The following is a 26,822-nucleotide window of genomic DNA, read 5'->3' on the forward strand; positions in this document are numbered from 1 at the left end:
CTACGCCTCAGCTCTGCGACGCCGCTTTGGGAAGGATGTCGTTGGCAACCATCTCGCCGAACGGGCTGACGTAACCGGCGCTTTTGGGCAGCTCGGGACGTTCGATATCCAAGTGCGGGAACAGCAGTTCGGCCACCCGATACGATTCTTCCAGGTGCGGATAACCCGAGAAGATGAACGTGTCGATGCCCAACGCAGCGTATTCATTGACGCGTGCCGCGACGGTCGGGCCATCGCCCACCAGCGCGGTGCCTGCGCCGCCACGTACCAGGCCAACGCCGGCCCACAGGTTGGGGCTGACCTCGAGGTTGTCGCGGTTGCCGCCGTGCAAGGCGGCCATGCGTTGCTGGCCGACGGAATCGAAGCGCGCCAGGGACGCCTGGGCACGCGCGATGGTGTCGTCATCCAAATGGGAGATCAGTTTGTCGGCGGCTTTCCATGCTTCGTCGTTGGTCTCGCGCACGATTACATGCAGGCGAATGCCAAAGCGCACGGTACGCCCGAGCTTCGCGGCCTTGGCGCGCACCTGTTGGATTTTTTCCGCGACGGCGGCCGGCGGTTCGCCCCAGGTCAGGACCATTTCCACCTGTTCGGCTGCCAGGTCCTGCGCCGCTTCGGAAGAACCGCCGAAGTACAGCGGCGGACGCGGTTGCTGGATCGGCGGGTAGAGCAATTTGGCGCCTTTGACGCTGATGTGCTCGCCGTCGTAGTCCACGGTTTCGCCTTCGAGCACACGGCGCCAGATGCGCGTGAATTCGACCGAGGCCTGGTAGCGATCTTCGTGACTGAGGAACAAGCCGTCGCCGGCCAGTTCTTCCGGATCACCACCGGTGACCAGGTTGAACAGCGCACGGCCGCCAGACAGGCGATCCAGAGTCGCGGCCTGACGTGCGGCCACCGTCGGGGAAATGATCCCGGGGCGCAGCGCCACAAGGAATTTCAAACGCTGGGTCACCGGGATCAGCGAGGCGGCCACCAGCCACGAGTCTTCGCAGGAGCGGCCGGTGGGAATCAGCACACCGCCAAACCCCAGGCGGTCAGCGGCCTGGGCCACTTGCTGCAGATAACCGTGATCGACGGCGCGAGCGCCTTCGGCGGTGCCAAGGTAATGGCCGTCGCCGTGGGTAGGCAGGAACCAGAAAATATTGAGGCTCATGGAGTTGTCTCCTGAAGAAATCGGATTACGGCGCTGTGGCAACGGCGGCGGGTGGCGTCCAGATCACGTCCTTGATGTTCAAGGGTTTGGGGATCAGTTTGAGCTGGTAGAAGCTGTCGGCGATTTTCTGCTGAGCGGCGACCACGTCCGGGGTCAGGAACAGCGCGCCGTAGCCTTGGCGCTTCACCGAGGTCAGGGTGATGTCAGCCGGCAGGCCAAGCAGCGGTGCAACTTGTTCGGTGACTTCCTGCGGGTTGGCCTTGGACCATTCGCCCACTGCGCGCACTTCCTCCACCAGCGCCTTGATCACTTCAGGGTGCTGCGTGGCATAGGGCTTGGTCGCCAGGTAGAACTGGTGGTTGTCGGCAATGCCGGTGCCGTCACGCAGGGTGCGTGCCTGCAGTTGTTTCTCGGCAGCAGCCTGGTACGGGTCCCAGATCACCCAGGCGTCGACACTGCCACGCTCGAACGCGGCACGGGCATCGGCGGGCGGCAGGAACACGGTCTGCACGTCGGTGTATTTCAGGCCGGCATCTTCCAGTGCACGCACCAGCAGGTAGTGCACGTTGGAGCCTTTATTGAGCACGATTTTCTTGCCCTTGAGCTCGGCCACGGATTTGATCGGCGAGTCTTTCGGCACCAGGATCGCTTCACTGGTCGGCGCTGGCGGCTCGTAAGCCACGTAGAGCAGATCGGCACCGGCCGCCTGGGCGAAGACCGGCGGGGTTTCGCCGGTGACGCCGAAGTCGATGGAGCCGACGTTCAGGCCTTCGAGCAGTTGCGGGCCACCGGGGAACTCAGTCCATTGCACCTGCACGCCTTGGGCGGCCAGGCGTTTTTCCAGGGTGCCCTTGGCTTTGAGCAGCACCAGCGTGCCGTACTTCTGATAGCCGATCCGCAGGGTTTCGGCGGCTTGGGCTTGAACCATGGCGCCGAAGGACACAGCCGCAACAAACAGTGCGACCAGACCACGACGCAAGATGACAGTGCGCATGGCGCTCTCTCCAAAAATGCGATGAGGGGGTTGGCTGCACCTGCTTGGCCGTTGGCGGCTGAGTAAGGTGAGTACTACAACAATCGGGTCAGGCTTAAATGCTCCAGCGAGCACTCAACAAACGTTCATTCAACACATTAGGGTCCAGCGGTTTGGGGCGACGGGCCATGGCGCTATAGAAGGTCTCCAGGGCCTCGTGCAAACGCTGTTCAAGCACGGGCACCAGCTGCGCTTGGGCGCTGCCTTCGGCATAAGCGATCTGGCTGTCCTCGGCAAAAATGCCGTGGAGCAATTCCTGGGCCTTGAGGGCCGACAGCACGGGCTTCAGCGCGTAGTCCACCGCCAGCATGTGCGCGATGCTGCCGCCCGTGGCCATGGGCAATACGATCTTGTGGGCCAGGGCGCGTTCGGGCAGCAGATCCAGCACGGTTTTCAACGCGCCGGAGAACGAGGCTTTGTACACCGGGGTGGCAATGACCAGGCCGTCGGCGTTGGCGACCTGTTGCAGCAGGTCGATGACCTTGGGGCTGTCGAAGCGTGCATGCAGCAAGTCTTCGGCCGGGAAGTCCCGTATCTGATAACTCACCACTTCCACGCCTTTGTCTTGCAGCCACTGACGAGTTTTTTCCAGCAAGACCCCGGAGCGGGAACGTTGGCTGGGACTGCCTCCAAGTGTTACGACCAGCATGCAGGTATTCCTTGAGCAAGTGTCGGCGGTTCGCTGTGTGGCGATGGCGCCAAGATGGGACAGACCCTATCAGTATATTTATATATCTTTAAATCTTATTTTTTCATTTGTTTATTCTATAAATGCATATGTACTTTATAAATCCTGGGGCGAAAAAAAAGGCCGTCGAAACGGCCTGAAAACCCCTGCTATGTGAGACTGCAAATGCGTTGAACTGTGGGAGCGGGCTTGCTCGCGAAGGCGGTGTGTCACTCAAAGATGCATCAACTGAAAGCCAGCATTCGCGGGCAAGCCCGCTCCCACATTGGGTTGCGTGTTAACGGTTGGGCTGTGGGGTGAGGCGCAGGTACGGCTTCACTGCGCGATAGCCCTTGGGAAAGCGTTTCTTGATCTCTTCCTCGTCCTTGAGCGACGGCACAATCACCACCTCATCGCCGTCCTGCCAGTTGGCGGGGGTGGCGACCTTGTGGTTGTCAGTCAGCTGCAGCGAGTCGATGACCCGCAGGATTTCGTGGAAATTGCGGCCGGTGCTGGCCGGGTAGGTAATCGTCAGGCGGATTTTCTTGTTCGGGTCGATCACAAACAAGGAGCGCACGGTGAGGGTGTCACTTGCGTTCGGGTGGATCAGGTCGTACAGGTCCGACACTTTACGATCGGCATCGGCCAGGATCGGGAAGTTGACGACCGTGTTCTGGGTTTCATTGATGTCTTCGATCCACTTGTGGTGCGAGTCCACCGGGTCGACCGACAGGGCAATGGCCTTGACGCCGCGCTGGGCGAATTCGTCCTTGAGCTTGGCGGTAAAGCCAAGCTCGGTGGTGCACACCGGGGTGAAGTCCGCCGGATGGGAAAACAGCACGCCCCAGCTATCGCCCAACCATTCGTGGAAACGAATCTTGCCGGCGCTGGAATCCTGTTCGAAGTCGGGGGCGATGTCGCCCAGTCTTAGGCTCATGGTGTGGCTCCTGGTGAGTGCTTATGGAGCCCACTGTGCATGGGTTGAAGATTATTTAAAAAGAATAAATATCGATTTATTTAGACGATAAACGAATATTAAAAATCAATTCATTGGACGCGACAAAGGCCGAGGATCAACATCCATCACAAGGTTCGAGAAGGCCTTGAGACGCTGTACAAAGAGGGGATTCAGGAAGGGCTTGCGGGGGTTGAGCCCGACTTGAACAGTAAGTCACCCTGCCCGGCGTTACGCCGGGCAAGGTTTTACGCTCTTACTTGAACGCGTAGCTATAGCTAACGATTACACGGTTTTCGTCCTGGGCACGGGTGTTGACCAGGTCGGTACGCCACATAGCGTTTTTCCAAGCGACGCCGAGGTTTTTCAGCGGACCTTCTGGAACAACGTAAGCCAGAGTCAGGTCGCGTTCCCACTCGGTTTTATCGCCGGCGGTGGTCTGGATGTTGCTGCCTTTGAGGTACACAACACCAGCAGTCAGGCCTGGCAGGCCAACCTTGGCGAAGTCATACGCGTAGCGAGCTTGCCAGGTGCGTTCGCCAGCACGGGCAAACTTCTGGATTTGCATGTCGGTGGTGGTGCTGTTCGAAGAACCATCACCTTGGTTCAGCCAAGGGAAGTCGCTGTCGCCCTTGGTGTACTGGTAGCCACCGCCGAAGGTGTGACCGGCAACCGAGTACAACGCCAGGTAGCTGTACAGATCGTTATCGACCTTGCCTTTAACCTTGGTGGCGTTGGTCGGGTGATCCGAGTAGTAACCCGAGGTGTAATAGCCCGCTTCGTTGCCGTTGGCGCCGTTGTCGCGGCTGCGGTAGTAACGCAGGTCACTTTTCAGCACGCCAGGACCGATAGCCCAGTTGTGGACCAAGCCCAGGAAGTTCTGCGCGTAGAAGTCTTTCAGCTCACCGTAGTAGTACGAAGCAGTCAGATCTTTGGTGATTTTGTAGTCAGCACCGGCGTAGTAGAACTTGTTGACGAAGTTGCCAGCGTCATAGTTCGAGCTACCGTTGGCACCCGCCAGCGACAGGCCTTCGTTGTTGCTGGAGTTACGGCCCTTGGCGTGCTCGATCTGACCAGCAGTCAGGGTCAGGTCCTTGATCTCGTTCGAGGAGATCTCGCCACCCTGGAATGTTTGCGGCAGCAAACGACCGTCGTTGGTCTTGATGACCGGGTTGTTTGGCTGCAGGGTGCCGATTTTCAGCACGGTCTGGGAAACCTTGACCTTACCGGTCACACCCAGGCTGGCGAAATCGTTGACAGCTTTGTTGCCATCGCTTGGGAACACGGTGCCGCCAGACGCGGTGCCCGTGTAGTTACCGTGGTCGGCACGGCTGGAATCCAGACGCACACCGTACAGGCCGATCGCATCAAGGCCGAAACCAACGGTCCCTTCGGTGAAGCCGGAGATGAAACGCAGGTCAAAACCTTGGCCCCATTCAGCGTTCTTGCTGCGGGTGTTCGAGGTCGCCGAAGGCTTCAAATCACGGTTGTCGGTGTTGATGTAAAAGTTACGCAGACCCAGTGTTACTTTGCTGTCGTCGATGAAACCGGCGGCGTTTACCTGTTGGGCAATCGCAGCGACAGCCACGGCCAACGCCAATGTTGACTTCTTCATGTACCGCTCCTCTCATTTCTAATTTTTGTATTTCTTTGGTCTCGGGTCTGACGCCCTCGATCCACAGATGCGCGATTAGCGCCAGATAGTGACCGACAAGTCAATCGTAACCTTGTGTGTCTACTACCTTCGTCTAGCCGCAGTTAATTTGGTCCCTGCAGGGTAATGAGTTTTTCATACACCCAAAAAGAATTGTTTCATTCTTTTTCATACCATCCAGGAATAAGCCCTTCCATGACGCGAGCCGATCAGCATAGATCAACCGCTTCATAAGCTAATTCCTAAAGGGTATTTACTAGCCTTTTTTTAGATCGATTAGTGTGGACGTTCAGTTGCATACGTCACCCACGATCAAAAAGGCGACGCCATCATGGCCAAACGCACATCCTCCCGTCAATTTGTTACAGTTTTTGTGTCACTAATACTTTCTTTTGGTGTCAAAGCGGCCGATTTAACCATCGGCTACCAGACCGGTATCGACCCCAGCAAAGTCCCACAGGCCGACGGCCTCTATGAAAAAGCCCTCGGCGAGAAGATTGCCTGGCGCCGTTTCAACAGTGGGCCCGACGTCGTAACCGCGATTGCATCGGGCGATGTGCAAATCGGCAACCTCGGTTCCAGCCCCCTCGCAGCGGCGGCTTCACGCAATCTACCCATCGTGGCCTTTATCGTATCGGCGCAGATCAATGCTTCTGAAGCCCTGGTGGTGCGCAATGGCAGTGGTATCGACAAACCGCAGGACCTGATCGGTAAAACCATCGCTACGCCCTTCGTCTCAACCTCTCATTACAGCCTGCTCGGCGCGCTGAAGCATTGGGGGCTGGACACCAAACAAGTCAAAGTAGTGAACCTGCAGCCCGCCGAAATTGCGGCCGCGTGGAAACGGGGCGATATCGACGGCGCGTTCGTGTGGTCACCGGCGCTGGGGGAAATCCGCAAGACCGGAAAAACCCTGACAGACGCCGCTCAGGTGGGTCAGTGGGGTGCACCGACGTTTGAGGTGTGGGTGGCACGCAAGGATTTCGCGGAAAAACATCCTGACACAGTGGCCAAGTTTGCCAAGGTCACGCTGGATGCATTCGCCGACTACGCCGCCCATAAAGACAGCTGGACGGTGGATTCAGAGCCGGTGCAGAAAATCGCCAAACTGACAGGTTCTAATGCCGCCGATATTCCCGAGCTTTTGGCCGGCAGCACTTTCCCGGACGCGCAGGCGCAGCAAACCGATGCCCTGCTTAAAGGGGGCACGGCGAAGGCGATTGGGGAAACGGCAAAGTTTTTGAAGGAACAGGGGAAGGTTGAAGCGGTGTTGCCGGACTACTCGGCTTTCGTGACCGACAAATTCATCAAAGACTAAACGCGATCAAATGCGCGAGCGGGCTTGCTCGCGAAAGCGCTGGATCAGTCAACACATTCAGTGACTGACACTCCGCCTTCGCGAGCAAGTCCGCTCCCACACTTGGACCTGCTTGAGTTCCAAAATCGGGCTTACAGGGCCTTCTCGAAAATCTTCGAGTTACGCTGATAGTTGTACAGCGACGCCCGCGCTGACGGCAGGCGGTCGACGCTGCTCGGCACAAACCCCCGCTCGCGAAACCAGTGTGCGGTTCGCGTGGTGAGCACAAACAGCGTCTTCAAACCCTGCGCCCGCGCACGGGTCTCGATGCGCTCCAGCAACACGTCACCGCGTGCGCCGTGACGATATTCCGGGTTGACCGCCAGACACGCCAGCTCCCCTGCATCCGAATCCGCGATCTGATACAGCGCCGCACAGGCGATGATCATGCCTTCGCGCTCAACCACGCTGAACTGCTCGATCTCACGCTCCAGCACTTCCCGCGAACGCCGCACCAGAATGCCCTGCTCTTCCAGCGGGCTGATCAGGTCGAGCAGACCGCCCACATCCTCAATCGCCGCCTCGCGCACTTGTTCGAATTGCTCCTGGGCCACCAGCGTACCGCCGCCGTCCCGGGTGAACAGCTCGGTGAGCAACGCGCCATCTTCGGCGTAGCTGACGATATGGCTGCGCCCTACTCCGCCACGGCACGCTTCGGCGGCAGCGTCCAACAGTTCAGCTTGATAGTTGCTGCCCAGGCGCTGCAGGTGCGCCGGCACTTGCTGCGGACGCAGCTCGCGGACCAGGCGACCATGTTCGTCGATCAGGCCCAGATCGGCGCCAAACAGCAGCAGCTTGTCGGCGCCCAGGTCGATGGCGGCGCGGGTGGCGACGTCTTCGCAGGCCAGGTTGAAGATTTCCCCGGTCGGTGAGTAACCCAACGGCGACAGCAACACGATGGAGCGCTCGTCCAGCAGGCGGTTGATGCCCTTGCGGTCGACCCGGCGCACTTCGCCGGTGTGGTGGTAATCCACACCTTCAAGCACTCCGATCGGCCGCGCCGTAACCAGGTTGCCGCTGGCGACGCGCAGGCGCGAGCCCTGCATCGGCGAGGAGGCCATGTCCATCGACAGGCGTGCTTCGATAGCAATACGCAGGTGGCCGACCGCGTCGATTACGCACTCCAGCGTCGCGGCATCCGTGATGCGCAGGCCTTCGTGGTAAGCCGGGGTGAGGCCGCGCGCTTCAAGACGCGCTTCGATTTGTGGGCGCGACCCATGAACCAATACCAGCCGCACACCCAGGCTATGGAGCAGCACCAGGTCGTGGACGATATTGCCGAAGTTGGGGTGTTCCACACCATCGCCGGGCAGCATGACCACAAAGGTGCAGTCGCGGTGGGCGTTGATGTAGGGCGAAGCGTGACGAAGCCAATTGACGTATTCGGGCATAAAACCTGGGCCTGTAATAAAAAGCAGCCAAAAAAGGATGAAACATAAAAGCGCACAGCGGGCTGATGGTTATCGTCGGAACAGGCTTGGCGACACGCTCGCTCTCCTTATGTACGAATGGGCGGGGGTTAATTTATGCAGGTTTCAGGCAGTAATGGTCGATCAGTTCCCGCAATAGACGCACTGTAGGCGTCAAGCGTGACATTTCGAGGTACTCGCCCGGCTGGTGGGCGCAGGCGATATCGCCAGGGCCGAGCACCAGGGTTTCGCACCCAAGGCGCTGAAGATAAGGCGCTTCGGTGCCGAACGCTACTGCTTCGGCACGATGACCGGTCAATCGTTCCGCCACCCGCACCAGCTCGGCGTCTTCGGCCTGCTCGAACGGCGGCACTTCGGGGAACAACGGCGCGTAGTCGATCTTGACCTTATGGCGCTCGGCCAGGGGTTCGAGCTTTTGCCGGATAGCGTCGCGCAGCACCTTGGGGTCCATGCCCGGCAGGGGCCGCAGGTCGAACTCCAGGGAACATTGGCCGCAGATACGGTTGGGGTTGTCGCCGCCGTGGATGCAACCAAAATTCATGGTCGGCTGCGGCACGCTGAATTGCGGATTGCGGTACTCGCGCTGCCAGGCCAGGCGCAGGCCGCGCAGCTCGCCGATGGCATCGTGCATGGCTTCCAGAGCACTGTGGCCCAGGCTTGGGTCTGACGAATGGCCGCTTTGGCCAAGGATGTCGATGCGTTCCATCATCACGCCCTTGTGCAGGCGGATGGGCTTGAGGCCCGTCGGTTCGCCAATCACCGCCGCGCGGCCCAGGGGGCGCCCGGCCTCGGCCAGTGCGCGGGCGCCGGACATCGAGCTCTCTTCATCGCAGGTCGCGAGGATCAGCAGCGGTTGTTTGAACGGCTGGTCCAGCAACGGCAGCACGGCTTCAATGGCCAGCGCAAAAAAGCCCTTCATGTCACAACTGCCCAGTCCTACCCAGCGGCCGTCAACTTCCGTCAACTTGAGCGGATCGGTCTTCCACAGCGCGGCGTCGTAGGGAACGGTATCGCTATGGCCAGCCAACACCAGGCCGCCGGGGCCACTGCCGAAACTGGCGAGCAGGTTGAATTTGCCCGAACTGACTTGCTGGATGTCGATGGAAAAACCCAGGTCGCCCAGCCACCCGGCGAGCAGGTCGATCACCGGGCGGTTGGTCTGGTCGAGAGACGCTTGGGTGCAACTGACCGACGGCGCGGCAATCAATGCGGCGAATTGCTCTTTCATGGACGGTAACGGCATGCGCGGCCTCTCAACTTCCCGGATGAGCCCCACTATAGAACCATCTGCACGCCACAATAAACCGTTGCGGCGCGTTGCCGGGCTCAGTCCTGTACACTGCACGACCTTGGCAGCCACTCTTTTCCCCGGCTGCGCTCCCGATCCTGGATTTTCCGGCCATGCAGAAAGAAACCGAAATCAAGCTCCGCGTCAGCCGCGAAACACTCGCCGCGCTGCGTGAGCACCCGCTACTGAAAAAACGCAACAAAAGTGGCTGGGAACGCCGTGAGTTGATGAACCAGTATTTCGACACCCCCGAGCGCGACCTGGCCCAGGCCAAAGTCGCCCTGCGTTTGCGCAAGGATGGTGACGAAATCATCCAGACCCTCAAGACCCGTGGCCAAAGCGTCGCCGGCTTGTCGGAACGCAATGAGTACAACTGGGACCTGCCCAAAGCCAAGCTCGACGTGAAGAAGCTCGACGGCGAATGCTGGCCCGAGCAACTGGCCGAGTTGGACAAAAAGACCCTCAAGCCGATTTTCACCACCGATTTTGTGCGCGAACGTGCCGAAATCGCCTGGGGCCGTGGCAAGGCCAAGGTCGTGATCGAAGCCGCCCTGGACCTGGGCCACGTGGTGGTCGGCAAGCAGAAAGAAGAAATCTGCGAGCTGGAACTGGAACTGCGCGAAGGTGAACCGGCCGCCCTGCTGGAACTGGCTGCCGAACTGGCCGCCACCCTGGCGCTGATGCCGTGTGATATCAGCAAGGCCGAGCGCGGCTACCGTCTATATGACGCCAGCAGCTACTCGCTGAGCCTGCCTGCACCGCAGATCCACGCCGAAATGCCGCTGGACGACGCCTTCGCCGCGATCATGTGGCACCTGTTGGGCAGCAGCCAGCGCCTGGCCGAGCAATATCGCTTCAATGGTCACTGGCGCTTGCTGCAGGACTGGGTCGAAAACCTCGGTGAACTGCGCGCGCTGATCGGCAGCCTCGGCCAGGCCGCTCCGCGTCAATCCACCAGCGAGCTGCGCAGCGCACTCGATGCATTGCTGGAAGACTGGCGCCCACTGGTGCAGGCCGGTGACGACGATGAAGACATCCGCAAAGCCGCACCTGAACAGTTTGTTGAAGAGCTGCAAGACGTGCGTTGGGGCTTGTTCTCGCTGAACACCTCGCGCTGGCTGCTGGCCCGCACCTGGACCGCCGACCGCAACGTACGTGGCAACCGCCAGGGCGCTGCGCAAATCACCAACTGGCTGCCGCGCCTGCTGGCTGACGACGCCGTTGCCCTGCAACTGTCGCGTTACCAGCAACAACCGGAAGACCTGGCCGAGCAGCTGCCGCGCATCGAACGCATCCAGGCCTGGCTGCACCACGCACGTCAGGTGGTAGACATTCCGGAACTGGACCGTTTGTACGGTGAGCTGAACAAGCTGGCGGTACTGGCTAATCAGCCGATTACCGACGAGTCGCTGGATGCGCGTATGCATCAGGCGATTGCGGTGTATCAGAACCGTGCGTGGAAGACTTTGCTGCGCCTGTAATACCAGGCCGCTGGGTCAAATGTGGGCGCGGGCTTGCTCGCGAAAGCGCTGGATCAGTCGACTTCTTTAGTAGCTGACACACCGCATTCGCGAACAAGCGCGCTCCCACCGTCAGCGCAGCACTGGCAGGCTGGTGGTGGACTTGATCTCCGACAGGGCCACAATCGAATTCACCTCCTGAATCCCCGGCACCATCGACAGCTTCTCGAAGAAAAACCGCTCATACGCCTCGATGTCAGAGGTAACGATGCGCAGCAGAAAATCCACCGCCCCCATCAGCACATAGCACTCCAGGACTTCCGGAAACCCGCGAATCGCTTCGGTGAATTCGGTGAAGTTGGACCGTCCATGGGCATTGAGTTTGACCTCGGCGAAAATCTGCGTGTTGAGACCGATCTTCTTGCGGTCCAGCAGCGTGACCTGGCCGCGAATCACGCCCTCCTCTTTAAGCCGTTGAATGCGCCGCCAGCATGGCGACTGCGAGAGACCCACCTGCTCGGCGATCTGCGCGCTGGAAAGCGAGGCGTCCTCTTGCAGCAGGGCAAGAATGCGGCGGTCGTAGACGTCCAACTCACTGTGCATAAAAATACCTCTGAAGGCGCTAAGCCTGAATTACGTGAGTCTTTTTCTCACCAATAAGCCGCATCTTAGATAAGAAATCTCCGCACGCGAATGTAAAAATTTCTCCAGTCGAATCTGGAGAGTCAGCATGCACGCCGTCGAAACCACCTTCCCCGCTACGCGTATCGATGCATGGGCCGTCAACAGCGCCCACTGCCAAGCGCATTATCAGATCACCGCCGAGGCAGAACCGGACCTGCTGTGCCGGGTACTCAATTACTTCGCGCTGCAGTTCCTGACGCCGCAACAGGTCAATGTGAGCCGTGACGACGATCTGCTGAGCATTGATATCGTGATGAACGGTCTGAGCTGGCACCGCGCCCAGGTGATCGGTGAAAAGATTCGAAACCTGATCAGCGTGTGCTCGCTGGAGGTGTGGCAGGCCGATTCCGTGCGGCCTCAAGCGGTGGCGGCGGCCAATCAGTAAAAGCCTGCAACACACCCCGAGCGGTGAGTGTTCAGAGGATGGCTAGCCTGAGATCACGCCCGACGTCACTCAGGAAATCTTCATGCTCGCCGCCTTGCACGATCAGCGATTGGAACTGCATCAACTGTTACCTGCATTGGTCGAGCAGGGGCTGATTACAGCGCACGAGGCGCAAAGGTCAGCGGCAGCACCCGCTACTCAACATCCGTTGGAAAGCATCGCGGCTGAAGGGCATTGCCTCGAAACGTTGACTCAATGGCTTGCCGGGCATGTCGGGCAACCTTATCTGCGTATCGACCCGCTGAAGATCGACGTGGCGGCGGTGGTGCCGTTGATGTCCCACGCATTCGCGCAGCGCCACGCCATCCTTGCGGTGGCGGTGGATGCGCAGACCGTCACCGTCGCCAGCGCCCAGCCGCATATCCGTGGATGGGAGGCCGGTTTGGCACAGGTGCTCAAGCGCTCGATCAGGCGCGTGGTCGCCAACCCCCGAGAGATTCAGCGCTGTATCGGTGACTTTTACCGGCTGGCAAAGTCCGTCAGCGGCGCCGATCAAAAAGTCGCAGTGGCTGGCAACTTCGAACTGCTCAACCTCGGCACCGGTGATCAGGAGCCGGACGCCAATGACGCGCATATCGTCAACATCGTCGACTGGCTGTTGCAGTACGCCTTCGGCCAGCGAGCCAGTGATATCCATATCGAACCCTGCCGCGACCAGGGCCGCGTGCGTTTTCGCATCGACGGGCTGCTGCATGACGTCTATCAATTTCCACCCCAGGTCACCATGGCGGTGGTCAGCCGCCTGAAAAGTCTGGGCCGAATGAATGTGGCGGAAAAACGCAAACCCCAGGACGGCCGGGTCAAGACCAAGAGCCCGGCGGGTATCGAAGTGGAGTTGCGCCTCTCAACACTGCCGACAGCGTTTGGCGAAAAACTGGTGATGCGAATTTTCGACCCGCACGTCCTGCTCAAGGATTTTGACCAGTTGGGTTTGTCTGCCGATGATCAGCAACGCTGGCATGCCATGGCCGGCCAGGCCAACGGCATCATCCTGGTCACCGGGCCTACCGGCTCAGGCAAGACCAGCACGCTCTACGCCACGCTCAAGCAACTGGCGACCCGCGAGGTCAACCTGTGCACGGTAGAAGACCCGATAGAAATGGTGGAACCCGCCTTTAACCAGATGCAAGTGCAGCACAACATCGACCTGACCTTCGCCAGCGGTGTTCGCGCACTGCTGCGCCAGGACCCGGACATCATCATGATCGGCGAGATTCGCGATCAGGAAACTGCAGAAATGGCCATCCAGGCCGCGCTCACCGGGCACCTGGTGCTGTCGACCCTGCACACCAACGACGCACCCAGCGCTATCAGCCGTTTGCAGGAACTAGGCATTGCTCATTATTTGATCAAAGCTACGCTGATAGGCGTGATGGCGCAGCGCTTGGTGCGGCTTTTATGCCCTCACTGCAAACGTGGGGTGACTGGGCAGGGCAATACCCATGAAGCGGTCGGCTGCGCGGACTGTCGTGATAGTGGTTATCGAGGCCGGGCCGGGCTCTACGAAATCATGGTGATGGACGAGAAGCTCAAGGCGCTGATTACACCCGGCGCCGACGTGCAGGCTTTAGGTCGGGCATCACGCAGCCAAGGCATGCGCAGCCTGCGGATGAGTGGCATCGACAAAGTGAATGCCGGGCTGACAACGATGGCAGAAGTATTACGGGTAACGCCTGGGGATTCAGAAACAAATGATTTGCTTGTTGCACCCTGAAACCGTCCTTATCAGTGAGCAGACCGTTACAATCGGCCGCACGTCGCTTCACTGACACCATCAGATAGGGAATCGCTATGCAGATCGGAACCGTACTGCTTCTTTTCGTGGGGTTGGCCGTGGCCATCCTTTTCATGGGTTTCAAGGTGGTGCCTCAGGGTTACCAGTGGACGGTCGAGCGTTTCGGCCGCTACACCAACACCCTTAAACCTGGCCTCAACATCATCATCCCGGTCATGGACCGCATCGGTCGCAAGATCAACGTGATGGAAAGCGTGCTGGATATCCCGCCCCAGGAAGTGATCACCGCCGACAACGCCACCGTGCAGATCGACGCCGTGTGCTTCTTCCAGGTGGTCAACACCGCCCAGGCCGCCTACGAGGTCAATAACCTCGAGCATGCCATCCGTAACCTGCTGCAAACCAATATCCGTACCGTGCTCGGCTCCATGGAGCTGGACGCGATGCTTAGCCAGCGTGACGGCATCAACGAAAAACTGCTGCGCACCGTGGACGAAGCCACGGCGCCGTGGGGCATCAAGATCACCCGTATCGAGATCAAGGACATCAGCCCGCCCGCCGACCTGATGGCCGCCATGTCCGGCCAGATGAAGGCCGAGCGAATCAAGCGCGCGCAGATCCTGGAAGCCGAAGGCCTGCGGGCATCGGCAATCCTGACCGCCGAAGGCAAGAAGCAGGCGCAGATCCTTGAGGCCGAAGGTGGACGCCAGGCAGCCTTCCTCGAATCCGAAGCCCGTGAACGCCAGGCAGAAGCAGAGGCCCGTGCAACCCAGGTGGTTTCAGAAGCAATCGCCACCGGTAACGTGCAGGCCATCAACTACTTTGTCGCGCAAAAATACATCGATGCGCTGGGCAAGCTGGCGTCGGCCAACAACAGCAAAGTCATCCTGATGCCGCTGGAAGCCAGCCAGGTGATTGGCGCCGTCGGTGGTATCGGCGAGATCGTCAAGGCAACCTTCGACAACAAGAAAGGCTGAGGCAATCGCCATGTGGGATTTCCTGCAGCATCTGTCGTTCTGGGATTGGTTGGCGCTGGGTACGGTGCTGTTGATTCTTGAAGTGTTTGGCGCCGGTGGCTACCTGCTGTGGATGGGGATCGCTGCCGCTGCTGTGGGCGTGATCAAGTTTTTGATCCCACCGCTCGGGCTGGAATGGCAACTGCTGCTATTTGCCGTGTTGTCGATCCTGACAGCGGTGTACTGGTGGAAACGCCAGCGCAGCAGCGCCAAGGTAAGCGACCAGCCGGGGCTGAACATGCGCGGCTCGGAATTGGTAGGCCGCACCTTTGTGGTGCATCAAGCCATCGTCGATGGTCGAGGCAAGATAAAAGTCGGCGATGGCGTGTGGATGGCAACCGGGCCGGACAGCCCCGTCGGCGCTCAAGTACGTGTCATTGGTCAGGATGGCGTGGTTTTACAGGTCGAAACTGTTTAGTCAGTGATGGAACTCGCCTGGGTTATCTACAATCAAACTGTTCAGATAACCCACCCGGAGTCACCCACCATGCGTCTCAAATATGCTGTCGCAACCCTCGCTGTGCTTTCCCTACCTGTCGGTTCAGCCATGGCCGACAGCTTCTGGCGCAATGTCATCTCGTCGGGTGCCACGACCGGCTCGACGTACCTGACCTTCAAGGACCACAAGCTGGTAGTCGCCGCCCAAGACGACGCTGGTAGCTTTGTCGCCAGCGACGGCGGCATCCGCGGCCCCTACCTGGAAGCTGCCATGCAGAAAGTTCGCGCCGACAACCCTGGCCTGCAAGCCACGGACATGGAGTTGGCCAACGCCATCCTCGCGAAAAATGCTGTGACCGAGTAATACCTGCCCATAAAAAATGCCGCTTTTTAAGCGGCATTTTTTATGCCCGTTTCTCTACGATCTCCGCCGCCGCCCAGACCTTCTGCTTTTTCCCGTTGAAAGCGGAAAACTCCTGCCGAACCCCAAAGTACCAAGCGCCACACTGAGATTCTCTTATATAAAGTGAATCATCTCCCATGCAAAAACTTGCTTACGCTTTGGCTCTCTCTGCGTTAGCTGCACCTTTGGCTCAGGCAGAAAATTGGTACGGGTCGGCAAAACTCAACAGTGCCCGTCAGAACCTCTCCAGTGCGCAATTGACCAGCCCACGCGTCACTGATCGCGTGCAGGCCCCTGACAGTAACAAAGCGTTCACTGGATCACTGGCTCTAGGCTACGCCTTTGCTGATGGCTGGCGCCTGGAAGGGGAATACACCACGCGCAGCAGCTCGACGTTCGACTCCTATTGGGCGCCCTTCAATGCCAACGTCAACCGCCTGGAGGTCGACAGCCAGCGCGTGATGCTCAACGGCTATAAAAATATCGCGGTCAATGACTGGCTGTCGTTCTACGCCATGGCCGGTATCGGCATGGCGCAAATTGATGCCGCGGGATACCAGAGCAATGCCACCCGCCAGTTCGCTAGTAACCGCCACTACAACTTTGCCTACAGCGCAGGCTTGGGCCTGGAGGCCAAGGTCAGCGAAAAAGTCACTCTGGGCACAGGTTGGCGTTACGTGGACATGGGCAAGGTCGAAACCGGCTACAACACCTTCGCTAACCGGATAAACGCCCGCGATGAACAACTCAAGGGCAAACTCAAGGAGCAGAATGTGTTTCTTGAAGCTCGCGTTTCATTCTGACCTGCAACAGAAAATGCCGCTGACAAGCGGCATTTTTATGCGCCACATGACAATTCGTTCACCGACGACAGGCTATATTCAGTCGAGCCGTGCAACCATGCGGTACTGATACCTCTCTTACTCATCGCCTATCTGAAACGGATGCCTTCGTCGTTATGAGCCAACAGCCCTTTCTGCCGTTTTCCAAACCTACCATTGACGAAGCGACCATCTCGGCGGTCGGCGATGTACTGCGCTCGGGCTGGATCACCAGCGGGCCGAAAGTGCAGGCGTTCGAAGCGCAGCTCTCGGAATACTTTGGCGGCCGTCCGGTGCGTACCTTCAATTCCGGCACCTGCACCATGGAGATCGCGTTGCGCATCGCCGGCATCGGGCCTGGGGATGAAGTGATCACCACGCCGATTTCCTGGGTCGCCACGGCCAACGTGATTCTGGAAGTAGGTGCCACGCCGGTATTTGCGGATATCGACCCGGTCACCCGCAATATCGACCTGGCTCAGGTAGAAGCCGCGATCACCCCGCGCACCAAGGCGATCATTCCTGTGTACCTGGCGGGCCTGCCCCTGGATATGCCGATGCTCTACGCGCTGGCCAACAAGTACAACCTGCGCATTGTCGAAGACGCCGCCCAGGCATTGGGTTCCAGCTGGGATGGCGAGCGTATCGGCGCGACCGGCGACTTCGTGTCGTTCAGCTTCCAGGCGAACAAGAACATCACGTCTTCCGAAGGCGGTTGCTTGGTGTTGAACAATGCCGAGGAAGCCCGTCTGGCTGAAAAGTATCGCCTGCAAGGTGTTACCCGCACCGGCTTCGATGGCCTGGACGTGGATGTGCTGGGCGGCAAGTTCAACATGACCGATATCGCCGCCGCTATCGGCCTGGGCCAGTTTGCGCATATCGAGAAAATCACTGCGCATCGCCAGAACCTCGCACGCCATTACTTCAAGTGCTTCGGCAGCGACTTTGAAGCGCAATATGGCGCGCAACTGCCGCCAGCTGATTTCGAAAACAGCAACTGGCACCTGTTCCAGTTGGTACTGCCGGAGCGTCAGGACGGTCTGCCCGCCCGCGCTACGTTCATGGAACAAATGCAGGCCCACGGCGTCGGCATTGGCTATCACTACCCGCCAATCCACCTGCTGAGCTTGTATCGGGCGCAGGGTTTCAAGGAAGGCATGTTCCCGGTGGCGGAGCGTGTTGGGCGTTTGATCGTATCGTTGCCGATGTTCACGGCGATGACAGAAGCGGACGTAGAGCGGTCTGTAGCGGCGGTAAAAGCGGTACTGAAAGCGAGCTGAAAACAAACTGCCAGCTATCCGCAATCAACTGTGGGAGCTGGCTTGCCTGCGATGCCGGCACCGCGGTGATTCAATCACACCGTAGTGATGCTATCGCAGGCAAGCCAGCTCCCACATTGATTTGTGCTGTTCCAACGGCTTGCGTTTACTCGCCGATGGCCGCTTTGTAGCCAGCGGCATCAAGCAGTTTTTCCAAGTCAGCCGGGTTGCTTGGCTTGAGCTTGAAGATCCAGGCGCCATACGGGTCGGAGTTCAACAGTTCAGGGCTGCCGCTCAGTTCCTCGTTGACGGCGATCACTTCGCCAGCAACCGGTGAGTAGATATCTGACGCAGCTTTCACCGACTCAACGACGCCAGCCTGGCCTTGAGCGTCAAAGTTGGCACCCACCTCAGCCAGCTCAACGAACACCACATCACCCAAAGCTTCCTGAGCATGGTCGGAGATACCGACGGTCACGGTGCCGTCGGCTTCCAGACGGGCCCACTCGTGACTTTCGGCAAAACGCAGGTCGGCAGGGATATCGCTCATAGTCTGTGTCCTCAAGAAGAAATGTCAGCGGCCTCAGGCCTGCCGGAAATAGTTAGATCAAGGTTTTGCCATGGCGCACGAAGGTCGGTTTGACCACTCGAACCGGGTACCACTTGCCGCGGATTTCCACTTCGGCCCGATCGGTGGTGGCCGTCGGTACGCGCGCCAGGGCAATGGATTTGCTCAGCGTAGGAGAGAAACTACCACTGGTTATCTCCCCTTCGCCAACATTGGCGATACGAACCACCTGATGAGCGCGTAAAACACCACGCTCTTCCAGTACCAGCCCGACCAATTTGAACTGCACACCTGCGGCCTTTTCCGCCTCAAGGGCAGTGCGGCCGATGAACTGACGCTCAGCCGGTTCCCAGGCGATGCTCCAGGCCATATTGGCCGCCAGAGGCGATACATGCTGGTGAATATCCTGGCCGTACAGGTTCATGCCGGCTTCGAGGCGAAGCGTATCGCGGGCGCCAAGGCCGATAGGTGAGATACCGGCCCCTACCAGATCGTTGAAAAAGCCCGGAGCCTGCTCGGCCGGCAGGACAATTTCCAGGCCGTCTTCGCCGGTGTAACCCGTGCGGGCGATAAACCAATCGCCATCGGCCTGGCCTTCAAAGGGCTTGAGCTGGTGGATAAGCGTGCCGCGGGCTTGCGTGACCAGCTCGGCGATTTTCTGCCGGGCGTGCGGGCCTTGAATGGCGAGCATCGCCAATTCTGGCCGCTCATGCAGCTGAGCCGCGTAGTCGCCCAGCTGTGCTTGCATCCAGGCCATGTCCTGATCACGCGTAGCGGCGTTGACCACCAGCCGGTAACCGGTCTCGGTGCGGTAAACGATCATGTCGTCCACCACGCCGCCCTGCTCATTGAGCATGGCGCTGTAAAGCGCACGGCCGCAGCCATGCAAACGATCGACATCATTGGCCAGCAGGTGCTGGAGCCATTCCTTGGCCTGAAGGCCTGTGACATCGATCACGGTCATATGAGATACGTCAAACACCCCGCAGTCGCGTCGCACCTGATGGTGCTCTTCAACTTGCGAGCCGTAGTGCAGAGGCATATCCCAACCGCCAAAATCGACCATTTTCGCGCCGAGGGCGAGATGCAGGTCATACAGAGGCGTACGCTGTCCCATGGGTTTCTCCTTCCGGGATTGGCGAAGATGCACAGAGCTGCTGTTTGCGCTCAATACCTCTGACTACAAGGCCTGCAGCGACACACAGCGACTCGATCCGAAGGACGGAGCGCACCGAATGCCGCGCATTGTAGCCGCAAGCCGTAGGACTGGCACCTAACCGATTTGCCGGGCGGAGCGTCGAATCAGGCCGATCACCGGCAACAGGCCCACCAACACCAACGTGAGTGCGGGTAATGAGGCTCGCGCCCACTCCCCTTCGCTGGTCATTTCAAAAATTCGTACAGCCAGGGTGTCCCAGCCAAACGGGCGCATCAGCAGGGTCGCAGGCATTTCCTTGAGCACATCGACAAACACCAGCAGCGCCGCGCTCAACGTCCCCGGCAGCAACAGCGGCAGATACACTTTGCAAAACAGTCGCGGTCCGCTCACGCCGAGGCTGCGCGCGGCTTCCGGCAACGAAGGGCGGATTCGCGCCAGGCTGTTTTCCAACGGCCCGTAGGCCACTGCCAGGAAACGCACCAGATACGCCAGCACCAGCGCCGACAGGCTGCCCAGCAACAGAGGCTTGCCCGCGCCGCCGAGCCAACTCGACAATGGCACCACCAGTTCACGGTCCAGGTAGCTGAACGCCAGCATGATCGACACGGCCAGCACCGAGCCCGGCAAGGCATAGCCGACATTACCCAGGCTGATCCCGGAGCGAATCGCCCGCGTAGGCGCCAGGCGATTGGCAAAGGCCAATATCAACGCCACGCTGACCGTAATCAGTGCCGCGATGCCACCCAGGTAAAGGGTATGGATGATCAAGCCGCTGTAACGCTCATCCAGGTCGAAACGGCCACGTTGCCAGAACCAGGCGACCAGTTGCAGCATGGGGATGACAAAGGCGCAGGCGAACACCAAGCCGCACCACGTGCTGGCTGCCGCCGCTTTGAAACCGCGCAGGTGATACAACGCCTCGCCACGGGGTCGCTCATTACTCGGGCGGCTGGCGCCTCGGGCACGTCGTTCGCCGTACAGCACCAGCATCACCACCAGAAGCAACAGGCTGGCGAGTTGGGCGGCGCTGGAAAGGCTGAAAAAGCCGTACCAGGTCTTGTAGATGGCCGTAGTGAAGGTGTCGAAGTTGAACACCGAAACCGCGCCGAAGTCCGCCAGGGTTTCCATCAATGCCAAGGCGACGCCGGCACCAATCGCCGGCCGCGCCATGGGCAATGCGACACGCCAGAACGCTTGCCATGGCGATTGACCGAGCACCCGCGCCGCTTCCATAAGGCCTTTGCCCTGCGCCAAAAATGCAGTGCGCGCCAACAGGTAGACGTAGGGATAGAACACCAGCACCAGCACGATGATCACGCCGCTGGTAGAGCGCACGCGTGGCAGGCGCAGGCCGTTGCCGAACCATTCGCGCAGCAGGGTTTGCACCGGCCCCGCGAAATCCAGTAGGCCGACAAACACAAAAGCCAGCACGTAGGCCGGAATCGCGAAGGGCAGCATCAACGCCCAGTCGAGCCAGCGCCGCCCCGGAAATTCGCAGAGGCTGGTCAGCCAGGCCAGGCTTACGCCCAACAGCGTCACGCCGGCGCCAACGCCCAACACCAATGTCAGGGTGTTGCCCAGCAGGCGGGGCATCTGGGTTTCCCACAGGTGCGACCAGATCTGTTGATCGATGCTCTGCCAGGACAGCAACAACACGCTCAGCGGCAACAGCACCAGTGCGGCGACGGTGAAAACCGGCAGGTACCAGCGACGTTGGGCGGGGTGGGCCAAGGAAAAGCTCTCTGGAAATGAAGGTTATGAAGTCGCGGCTAACACTGTGGGAGCGGGTTGTGTGGGGGCGGGCTGGCCCGCGATGCAGGCACCTCGGTGCGTCAGTCACACCGAGGTAATGCTATCGCAGGCAAGCCAGCTCCCACACAAGGCCGCTCCCACATTTAGATCGGTACTCAGTTCCAGCCCGCGCGATCCATCAGGCGAATGGCCTCAGCCTGACGTTTACCGGCTACCTCCACCGGCAAGGTATCGGCCACGAACTTGCCCCAGGTTGCGACTTCCGCCGATGGCGGCACAGCGGGGTTGGCCGGAAACTCCTGGTTCACGTCGGCAAAGATCTTCTGCGCCTCAGGCGTGGTCATCCATTCCACCAAGGCCTTGGCGGCTTCCGGGTGCGGCGCATGTTTGGTCAGGCCGATGCCCGACAGGTTCACATGCACGCCACGGTCGCCCTGGTTCGGCCAGAACAGCTTCACCGCGAGGTCCGGTTTCTGCTTGTGCAAGCGGCCGTAGTAGTAGGTGTTGACGATGCCTACGTCGCACTGCCCGGCGTTGATCGCTTCGAGCACGGCGATGTCATCGGAGAACACGTCGGTGGACAGGTTGTTGACCCAACCCTTGACGATTTCTTCGGTCTTGGCCGCGCCATGGGTTTCGATCAGCGTGGCGGTCAGCGACTGGTTGTAGACCTTCTTCGCCGTGCGTAGGCACAGACGCCCTTCCCATTGCTTGACGGCCAGCGCTTCGTAGGTGGTCAGGTCACTGGGCTTTACCCGGTCGGTGGAATAGGCGATGGTCCGCGCGCGCAGGCTCAAGCCGGTCCACGCATGGTTGGAAGAGCGGTATTGCAGGGGGATATTCTTGTCGATCACTGCAGAGGTGAACGGCTGCAGGATGCCCATCTGTTCGGCTTGCCAGAGGTTGCCGGCATCGACGGTGAGCAGCAGGTCAGCCGTGGCGTTTTCGCCTTCGGCCTTGATCCGCTGCATCAAGGGGGCTTCCTTGTCGGTGATAAACTTCACCTGCACGCCGGTCTTCTGGGTGTAGGCGTCAAACACCGGTTTGATCAGTTCGTCGATGCGCGAGGAGTAGACCACGACTTCGTCGGCTGCCTGCACGGTGGTGCTGCCGATAAGGGTGAGTGCCAGGGCAGTCAGGAGGCGCTTGGGTGCCAACATGGGTGCGGTCTCTCATTTGCAAAAAGAGGGCAAATGATAAGGACTCACATTTAGTAGCGCTTGCTGGAGGCGTTACCAGATGTTGCATAGTTGGGATGTGCGCTGGATGGGCTGGCCTCATCGGGGCAAGCCCCCTCCCACAGGGGGCATATTTCGATTCAGGGCTTTGCGAGGTCTGGCAGGTCGCCCGTGAGCCCGAGGGCCTGGCGCACAAACACTGCCTTGGCTTCGGGCATCTGGTCGACCAGTTTCAATCCGGCATTACGCAGCCAACGCAACGGCAGCCGGTCCGCCTGGAACAACCGTTCAAAGCCTTCCATTGCCGCCATCAGCGCGAGGTTATGCGGCATGCGCCGACGCTCGTAACGGCTCAGCACCTTCACATCCGCCAGGCGCTCGCCGCGTTCGGTCGCCGACAACAGCACTTCAGCCAGCACCGCCGCATCAAGAAAGCCCAGGTTCACACCTTGCCCCGCCAACGGGTGGATGACGTGGGCCGCGTCACCGATCAACGCCAGGCCTTCGGCCACATAGCGTTTGGCGTGGCGCTGGCGCAACGGCACACAGACCCGTGGATCGGCGCTGATGACCGTACCGAGTCGCCCTTCAAAGGCTCGCTCCAGCTCACGGCGGAAGCGTTCATCATCCAACGCCATCAGGCGCTCGGACTCAGCGGGTGTGGTCGACCACACGATCGAGCACCAGTCCTCTTGCCCATCGCGCACCAGCGGCAAAAATGCCAGCGGGCCGGTATCGGTAAAGCGTTGCCACGCCGTGCGCTGGTGCGGCTGGCTGCAGCGCACGCTGGTGACGATGGCGTTGTGCAGGTAATCCCACTCGCGCGTGGCGGTGCCGGTCAAGCGGCGCACAGCAGAATTGGCGCCGTCGGCGGCCACCACCAGGGGCGCACGCAATTTGCGACCGTCGGCCAGGGTCAGCAGCCAGTCATCGCCGGAGCGACGCATCTGCTCCAGGCGCGCGTTGGCCAGCAGGCCCAGGTCGCAGTCGTGCAGGCGGTCGAGCAAAGCATCCTGAACCACCCGGTTCTCGACGATATGCCCGAGCACTTCGGCATGCACACTGGCCGCCGAAAAATGGATCTGCCCGGTGCCGCTGCCGTCCCACACCTGCATTTCACCGTAAGGGCTGGCGCGCCGTTCGACAATGCCATCCCACACGCCCAGGCGCTCCAGAATGCGCTGGCTGGCGGCCGACAAGGCACTCACGCGGGGTTCGAAGGCCGCATCCTGGTCGAACGGTTTGACGCTCAGCGGGCTGCCATCGAGCAGCAGCACCTGCAGGCCACTGCCTTGCAACGCCAGCGCCAGGGCGCTTCCGACCATTCCGGCCCCGACAATCAGCACATCTGCGCGCATGTCCATGCTTTAAGCCTGCTTTGCTGGCGGCTTGCGCCGCACGTAAAGGGTTTTGTCGACCCGCGCCACCAGAGTGCCGGAGCCGTCATGAATCTGTACTTTGAGGAGGGGCAAATACTTCTCGCCGCCTTCGGTTTGCCGGCGAATCTCGTCCAGCAAGGCCTCGTCGATGGAAAACTCAGCGTAGACCGGGCCTTTGCCCGGCGACACGAAGTCGATGCTCGCGGCTTTATCCCAGACGATGTAGTCGCGCCCCAGGTTCTCCATCAACAGCAACATGTAGAACGGATCGACCATCGAATACAGGCTGCCGCCAAATTGCGTACCGACGTAATTGCGGTTGTACCAGCCCAGGCCCATGCGCACCTTGGCATGGCGAAAATCGGCGCTGAGGACCTGCACCCGAATTCCCGCGCCCAGGTAAGGCGGGTACAGGGAGAGCACCCAGCGCAACAGCCGCGCCTTGCCCAGGCGTCGGGTCAGCCAGTTACGCATCAGGGCGTGTGCCCAGGCCCATGGCCTGACGGGCGAACCAGCGTTTGGCGGGCGGCAACAAATCCAGGCCCAGCAGGCCCATGTTACGGCCCAGTGCCACTAACGGTTGCGCGCTGCCAAACAGTCGGGTCACTTGATCGGAAAAACCTACGGTCAGTTGCTGGTCCTGGCGCTGGCGCTCGCGATAGCGTTGCAAGGTTGCCAGGTCGCCGGGCACTGCCGGCCCGGCCAGCAAGGCCTCGGCCAAGGCGTTCGCGTCGCGCAGGGACAAGTTGAAACCCTGCCCGGCAATCGGGTGCAGGCTGTGGGCGGCATTACCGAGGATCGCCAGGTGCGAGCGCACTTGTTCTTCGGCCTCCACCAGCGTCAGCGGGTACAAATGGCGGGCGCCAACTTGTTTCAGCGTGCCCAGGCGGTAGCCGAACACGCCCTGCAATTCACTCAGGAAACTGCGCTCATCGAGGTTGGCCAGGCGCTGGGCATCCATGCCGATGCGCGTCCATACCAGCGCGCAACGGTTGTCCGGCAGCGGCAGCAAGGCCATTGGGCCTTCGTCGGTAAAGCGCTCGAACGCCTCGCCATTGTGCGCCTCGCTTGGAGTGATGTTGGCGATCAGCGCGCTCTGGTTGTAGGGCCGGGTTTTCACGCCGATGCCCAATTGCTCGCGCAAACCGGAGCGGCCGCCATCGGCCAATACCGCAAGGTCGCATTCGAGCACGGTTTCGTCGTTGAGCGTCAGGCGATACCCGTCGGGCAGTGGCTCCATGCGGGTGACTTCCGCCGGGCAGCGCCAACTGACCACTTGTTTGTCCAAACCTTGCCACAGGCACTGGCCAAGCCAGGCGTTTTCCACCACGTAGCCGAGGGCCGGCACGCCCTCCTCCATGGCAGACAAGCGCGCGGTGGAGAAACGGCCACGGTCCGACACGTGAATCTGTTTGATCGGCTCGGCGCGGCGGGAGATGTCCTGCCACACACCCAAGCGCTGATAAATCTGCCGGGCGCCGTAGGACAACGCCGAAGAACGCGCGTCGTAGCTCGGTTGGTAACTGTCGCCTGGCGCGAACGGTTCGATCAGCACGATTTTCCAACCCCGTGCCTTGGCACCCGCCTGCAAGGCCAACGCCAGGCTGGCGCCTACCAGTCCGCCGCCGATGATGGCCAGGTTGACCCGGCTCATCGGGCAGCCGCCATCAGCGCTTCGATGTCAGCGACGGTCTTGGGCACGCCGCCGGTCAGAATTTCACAGCCTTGCTTGGTCACTACCACGTCGTCCTCGATGCGTACGCCAATGCCACGCCATTTCTTCGCCACGTTCTGGTTGTCCGGCGAAATATAGATGCCGGGTTCCACGGTCAACGCCATGCCGACTTCCAGCACCCGCCATTCGCCGCCCACCTTGTATTCGCCCACATCATGCACGTCCATGCCCAGCCAATGGCCGGCGCGGTGCATATAAAAAGCGCGGTAGGCTTCGCTGGCGATCAACTCGTCGACATCGCCTTGCAGCAGTCCCAGCTTTACCAGCCCGGCGGTGATGACGCGCACCGTCGCCTCATGGGCCTGGTTCCAATGTTTGTTCGGCGCGATCTCGGCAAAGGCGGCTTCCTGGGAGGCCAGCACAATCTCGTAGATCGCCTTTTGCTCGGGCGAAAACCTGCCGTTGACCGGCCAGGTGCGGGTGATGTCGCTGGCGTAGCAGTCGATCTCGCAACCGGCGTCGATCAGCACCAGGTCGCCGTCCTTGAGCACGGCGTCATTCTGCTGGTAATGCAGGATGCAGCTGTTACGCCCGGCAGCGACGATGGAGCCATAGGCCGGCATCTTCGCGCCGCCCTTGCGGAATTCGTAATCCAGCTCGGCTTCGAGGCTGAACTCATATAACCCGGCGCGGCTGGCCTGCATCGCCTTGACGTGCGCCGCGCAGGAAATTCGCGCGGCCTCGCGCATCACCTTCACTTCTGCCGCCGATTTATACAGGCGCATGTCGTGAAGCAGGTGATCCAGGGCAACAAACTCGTTCGGTGGCTGGGCGCCCAGGTGCGCTTTAGAGCGGATCACGTTGATCCATTCCATCACGTGCCGGTCGAATTCGGCGTTGCTGCCCATGGCCGAATACACCCGGTCACGGCCTTCGATCAGGCCGGGCAGGATGTCGTCGATATCGGTGATGGGAAACGCGTCGTCGGCGCCAAAGTCACGGATCGCGCCTTCGGTGCCAGCGCGCAGGCCGTCCCACAATTCGCGCTCGGCATTGCGCTCGCGGCAGAACAGCACGTACTCGCCGTGCTGGCGACCAGGCATCAGCACGATCACCGCTTCCGGTTCAGGGAAGCCGCTCAGGTATTGAAAGTCGCTGTCCTGGCGGTAAACATGCTCGACATCACGGTTGCGGATCGCCACGGCGGCGGCCGGCAGAATTGCGATGCTGTTGGGTTCCATCTGCGCCATGAGCGCCTTGCGGCGACGGGTGTATTCCGCTTTCGGGATATGGATCATGGGCAGATGGGC

At 60.2% G+C, this 26,822-nt stretch carries 25 protein-coding genes; 9 read left to right on the forward strand and 16 right to left on the reverse strand.

What is annotated here, in order from left to right; genetic code table 11:
* Positions 1-7: 7 nt before the first annotated feature.
* The 5 genes from ssuD to C4J83_RS28940 form a co-directional block, all read right to left on the reverse strand.
* On the reverse strand, positions 8-1,156 hold the full coding sequence (gene ssuD, locus C4J83_RS28920; protein ID WP_124418701.1) for an FMNH2-dependent alkanesulfonate monooxygenase: 1,149 nt from the start codon (positions 1,154-1,156) through the stop codon (positions 8-10).
* A gap of 25 nt (positions 1,157-1,181) precedes the next feature.
* Positions 1,182-2,150: a sulfonate ABC transporter substrate-binding protein gene (locus C4J83_RS28925; RefSeq protein WP_119737339.1), complete on the reverse strand. Its 969-nt coding sequence runs from the start codon at positions 2,148-2,150 to the stop codon at positions 1,182-1,184.
* Between the two features lie 94 nt (positions 2,151-2,244).
* On the reverse strand, positions 2,245-2,838 hold the full coding sequence (gene ssuE / locus C4J83_RS28930) for an NADPH-dependent FMN reductase (protein ID WP_106575754.1): 594 nt from the start codon (positions 2,836-2,838) through the stop codon (positions 2,245-2,247).
* Positions 2,839-3,154: 316 nt separating this feature from the next.
* Positions 3,155-3,793, reverse strand: a complete 639-nt coding sequence (locus C4J83_RS28935) for a peroxiredoxin (RefSeq protein WP_015886425.1) — start codon at positions 3,791-3,793, stop codon at positions 3,155-3,157.
* Positions 3,794-4,067: 274 nt separating this feature from the next.
* Positions 4,068-5,426 carry an OprD family porin gene (locus C4J83_RS28940; protein ID WP_124418702.1) on the reverse strand — a complete coding sequence of 453 codons (1,359 nt, stop codon included), beginning with the start codon at positions 5,424-5,426 and terminating at the stop codon, positions 4,068-4,070.
* A 370-nt stretch (positions 5,427-5,796) separates the two neighbouring features.
* Between C4J83_RS28940 and tauA the strand changes: the two genes are divergently transcribed.
* Positions 5,797-6,783, forward strand: a complete 987-nt coding sequence (gene tauA / locus C4J83_RS28945; RefSeq protein WP_124418703.1) for a taurine ABC transporter substrate-binding protein — start codon at positions 5,797-5,799, stop codon at positions 6,781-6,783.
* 131 nt (positions 6,784-6,914) lie between these two features.
* Here tauA and argA read toward each other — a convergent pair whose 3' ends face one another.
* Complete coding sequence (argA, locus tag C4J83_RS28950) at positions 6,915-8,213, reverse strand: amino-acid N-acetyltransferase (RefSeq protein WP_119737335.1); 1,299 nt, start codon at positions 8,211-8,213, stop codon at positions 6,915-6,917.
* 133 nt (positions 8,214-8,346) lie between these two features.
* Positions 8,347-9,495, reverse strand: coding sequence for an acetylornithine deacetylase (argE, locus tag C4J83_RS28955; RefSeq protein WP_124418704.1), 1,149 nt, complete (start codon positions 9,493-9,495; stop codon positions 8,347-8,349).
* Between the two features lie 158 nt (positions 9,496-9,653).
* Here argE and C4J83_RS28960 point away from each other — a divergent pair, with 158 nt between their 5' ends.
* On the forward strand, positions 9,654-11,021 hold the full coding sequence (locus tag C4J83_RS28960) for a CYTH domain-containing protein (protein ID WP_119737333.1): 1,368 nt from the start codon (positions 9,654-9,656) through the stop codon (positions 11,019-11,021).
* Between the two features lie 111 nt (positions 11,022-11,132).
* On the opposite strand, the gene C4J83_RS28970 is transcribed toward C4J83_RS28960, so the two are convergent.
* A complete protein-coding gene (locus tag C4J83_RS28970; RefSeq protein ID WP_010167872.1) occupies positions 11,133-11,603 on the reverse strand; it encodes an Lrp/AsnC family transcriptional regulator in 471 nt (156 codons plus the stop codon).
* 127 nt (positions 11,604-11,730) lie between these two features.
* On the opposite strand from C4J83_RS28970, the gene C4J83_RS28975 reads away from it, so the two are divergent.
* The 7 genes from C4J83_RS28975 (at position 11,731) to C4J83_RS29005 (ending at position 17,822) form a co-directional block, all read left to right on the forward strand.
* Positions 11,731-12,069, forward strand: coding sequence for an ACT-like domain-containing protein (locus tag C4J83_RS28975; protein WP_124418705.1), 339 nt, complete (start codon positions 11,731-11,733; stop codon positions 12,067-12,069).
* A gap of 82 nt (positions 12,070-12,151) precedes the next feature.
* Positions 12,152-13,843 (forward strand): GspE/PulE family protein, encoded by a 1,692-nt coding sequence (locus C4J83_RS28980; protein ID WP_124418706.1) that lies wholly within the window; start codon positions 12,152-12,154, stop codon positions 13,841-13,843.
* 77 nt (positions 13,844-13,920) lie between these two features.
* Positions 13,921-14,841 carry an SPFH domain-containing protein gene (locus C4J83_RS28985; protein WP_024077991.1) on the forward strand — a complete coding sequence of 307 codons (921 nt, stop codon included), beginning with the start codon at positions 13,921-13,923 and terminating at the stop codon, positions 14,839-14,841.
* A 10-nt stretch (positions 14,842-14,851) separates the two neighbouring features.
* Positions 14,852-15,298 carry an NfeD family protein gene (locus C4J83_RS28990; RefSeq protein WP_106575763.1) on the forward strand — a complete coding sequence of 149 codons (447 nt, stop codon included), beginning with the start codon at positions 14,852-14,854 and terminating at the stop codon, positions 15,296-15,298.
* Between the two features lie 69 nt (positions 15,299-15,367).
* Entirely contained in the window at positions 15,368-15,682 is a 315-nt protein-coding gene (locus C4J83_RS28995) for a DUF2388 domain-containing protein (RefSeq protein ID WP_003176799.1), read from the forward strand.
* 176 nt (positions 15,683-15,858) lie between these two features.
* Positions 15,859-16,524, forward strand: a complete 666-nt coding sequence (locus tag C4J83_RS29000; RefSeq protein ID WP_106575764.1) for an outer membrane protein — start codon at positions 15,859-15,861, stop codon at positions 16,522-16,524.
* Positions 16,525-16,679: 155 nt separating this feature from the next.
* A complete protein-coding gene (locus C4J83_RS29005) occupies positions 16,680-17,822 on the forward strand; it encodes a DegT/DnrJ/EryC1/StrS family aminotransferase (RefSeq protein WP_106575765.1) in 1,143 nt (380 codons plus the stop codon).
* 145 nt (positions 17,823-17,967) lie between these two features.
* On the opposite strand, the gene gcvH is transcribed toward C4J83_RS29005, so the two are convergent.
* The 8 genes from gcvH to pepP all read right to left on the reverse strand — a co-directional run bounded on the left by gcvH (position 17,968) and on the right by pepP (position 26,810).
* Positions 17,968-18,351: a glycine cleavage system protein GcvH gene (gene gcvH, locus C4J83_RS29015; protein ID WP_106575766.1), complete on the reverse strand. Its 384-nt coding sequence runs from the start codon at positions 18,349-18,351 to the stop codon at positions 17,968-17,970.
* Positions 18,352-18,403: 52 nt separating this feature from the next.
* On the reverse strand, positions 18,404-19,486 hold the full coding sequence (gcvT, locus tag C4J83_RS29020; RefSeq protein ID WP_124418707.1) for a glycine cleavage system aminomethyltransferase GcvT: 1,083 nt from the start codon (positions 19,484-19,486) through the stop codon (positions 18,404-18,406).
* Between the two features lie 156 nt (positions 19,487-19,642).
* Positions 19,643-21,259, reverse strand: coding sequence for an ABC transporter permease (locus C4J83_RS29025; protein WP_124418708.1), 1,617 nt, complete (start codon positions 21,257-21,259; stop codon positions 19,643-19,645).
* A 176-nt stretch (positions 21,260-21,435) separates the two neighbouring features.
* Complete coding sequence (locus tag C4J83_RS29030; protein WP_124418709.1) at positions 21,436-22,440, reverse strand: extracellular solute-binding protein; 1,005 nt, start codon at positions 22,438-22,440, stop codon at positions 21,436-21,438.
* Positions 22,441-22,598: 158 nt separating this feature from the next.
* Positions 22,599-23,816 carry a 2-octaprenyl-3-methyl-6-methoxy-1,4-benzoquinol hydroxylase gene (locus tag C4J83_RS29035; protein ID WP_164488003.1) on the reverse strand — a complete coding sequence of 406 codons (1,218 nt, stop codon included), beginning with the start codon at positions 23,814-23,816 and terminating at the stop codon, positions 22,599-22,601.
* A 9-nt stretch (positions 23,817-23,825) separates the two neighbouring features.
* A complete protein-coding gene (locus C4J83_RS29040; protein WP_124418711.1) occupies positions 23,826-24,311 on the reverse strand; it encodes a DUF4442 domain-containing protein in 486 nt (161 codons plus the stop codon).
* Complete coding sequence (ubiH, locus tag C4J83_RS29045) at positions 24,304-25,491, reverse strand: 2-octaprenyl-6-methoxyphenyl hydroxylase (protein ID WP_124418712.1); 1,188 nt, start codon at positions 25,489-25,491, stop codon at positions 24,304-24,306. Before ubiH ends, C4J83_RS29040 begins: the two co-directional genes overlap by 8 nt.
* Positions 25,488-26,810, reverse strand: coding sequence for a Xaa-Pro aminopeptidase (gene pepP, locus C4J83_RS29050; RefSeq protein WP_106575773.1), 1,323 nt, complete (start codon positions 26,808-26,810; stop codon positions 25,488-25,490). Before pepP ends, ubiH begins: the two co-directional genes overlap by 4 nt.
* Positions 26,811-26,822: the final 12 nt, after the last annotated feature.

Source organism: Pseudomonas sp. LBUM920, assembly GCF_003852315.1.
Taxonomy (GTDB): Bacteria; Pseudomonadota; Gammaproteobacteria; order Pseudomonadales; family Pseudomonadaceae; genus Aquipseudomonas.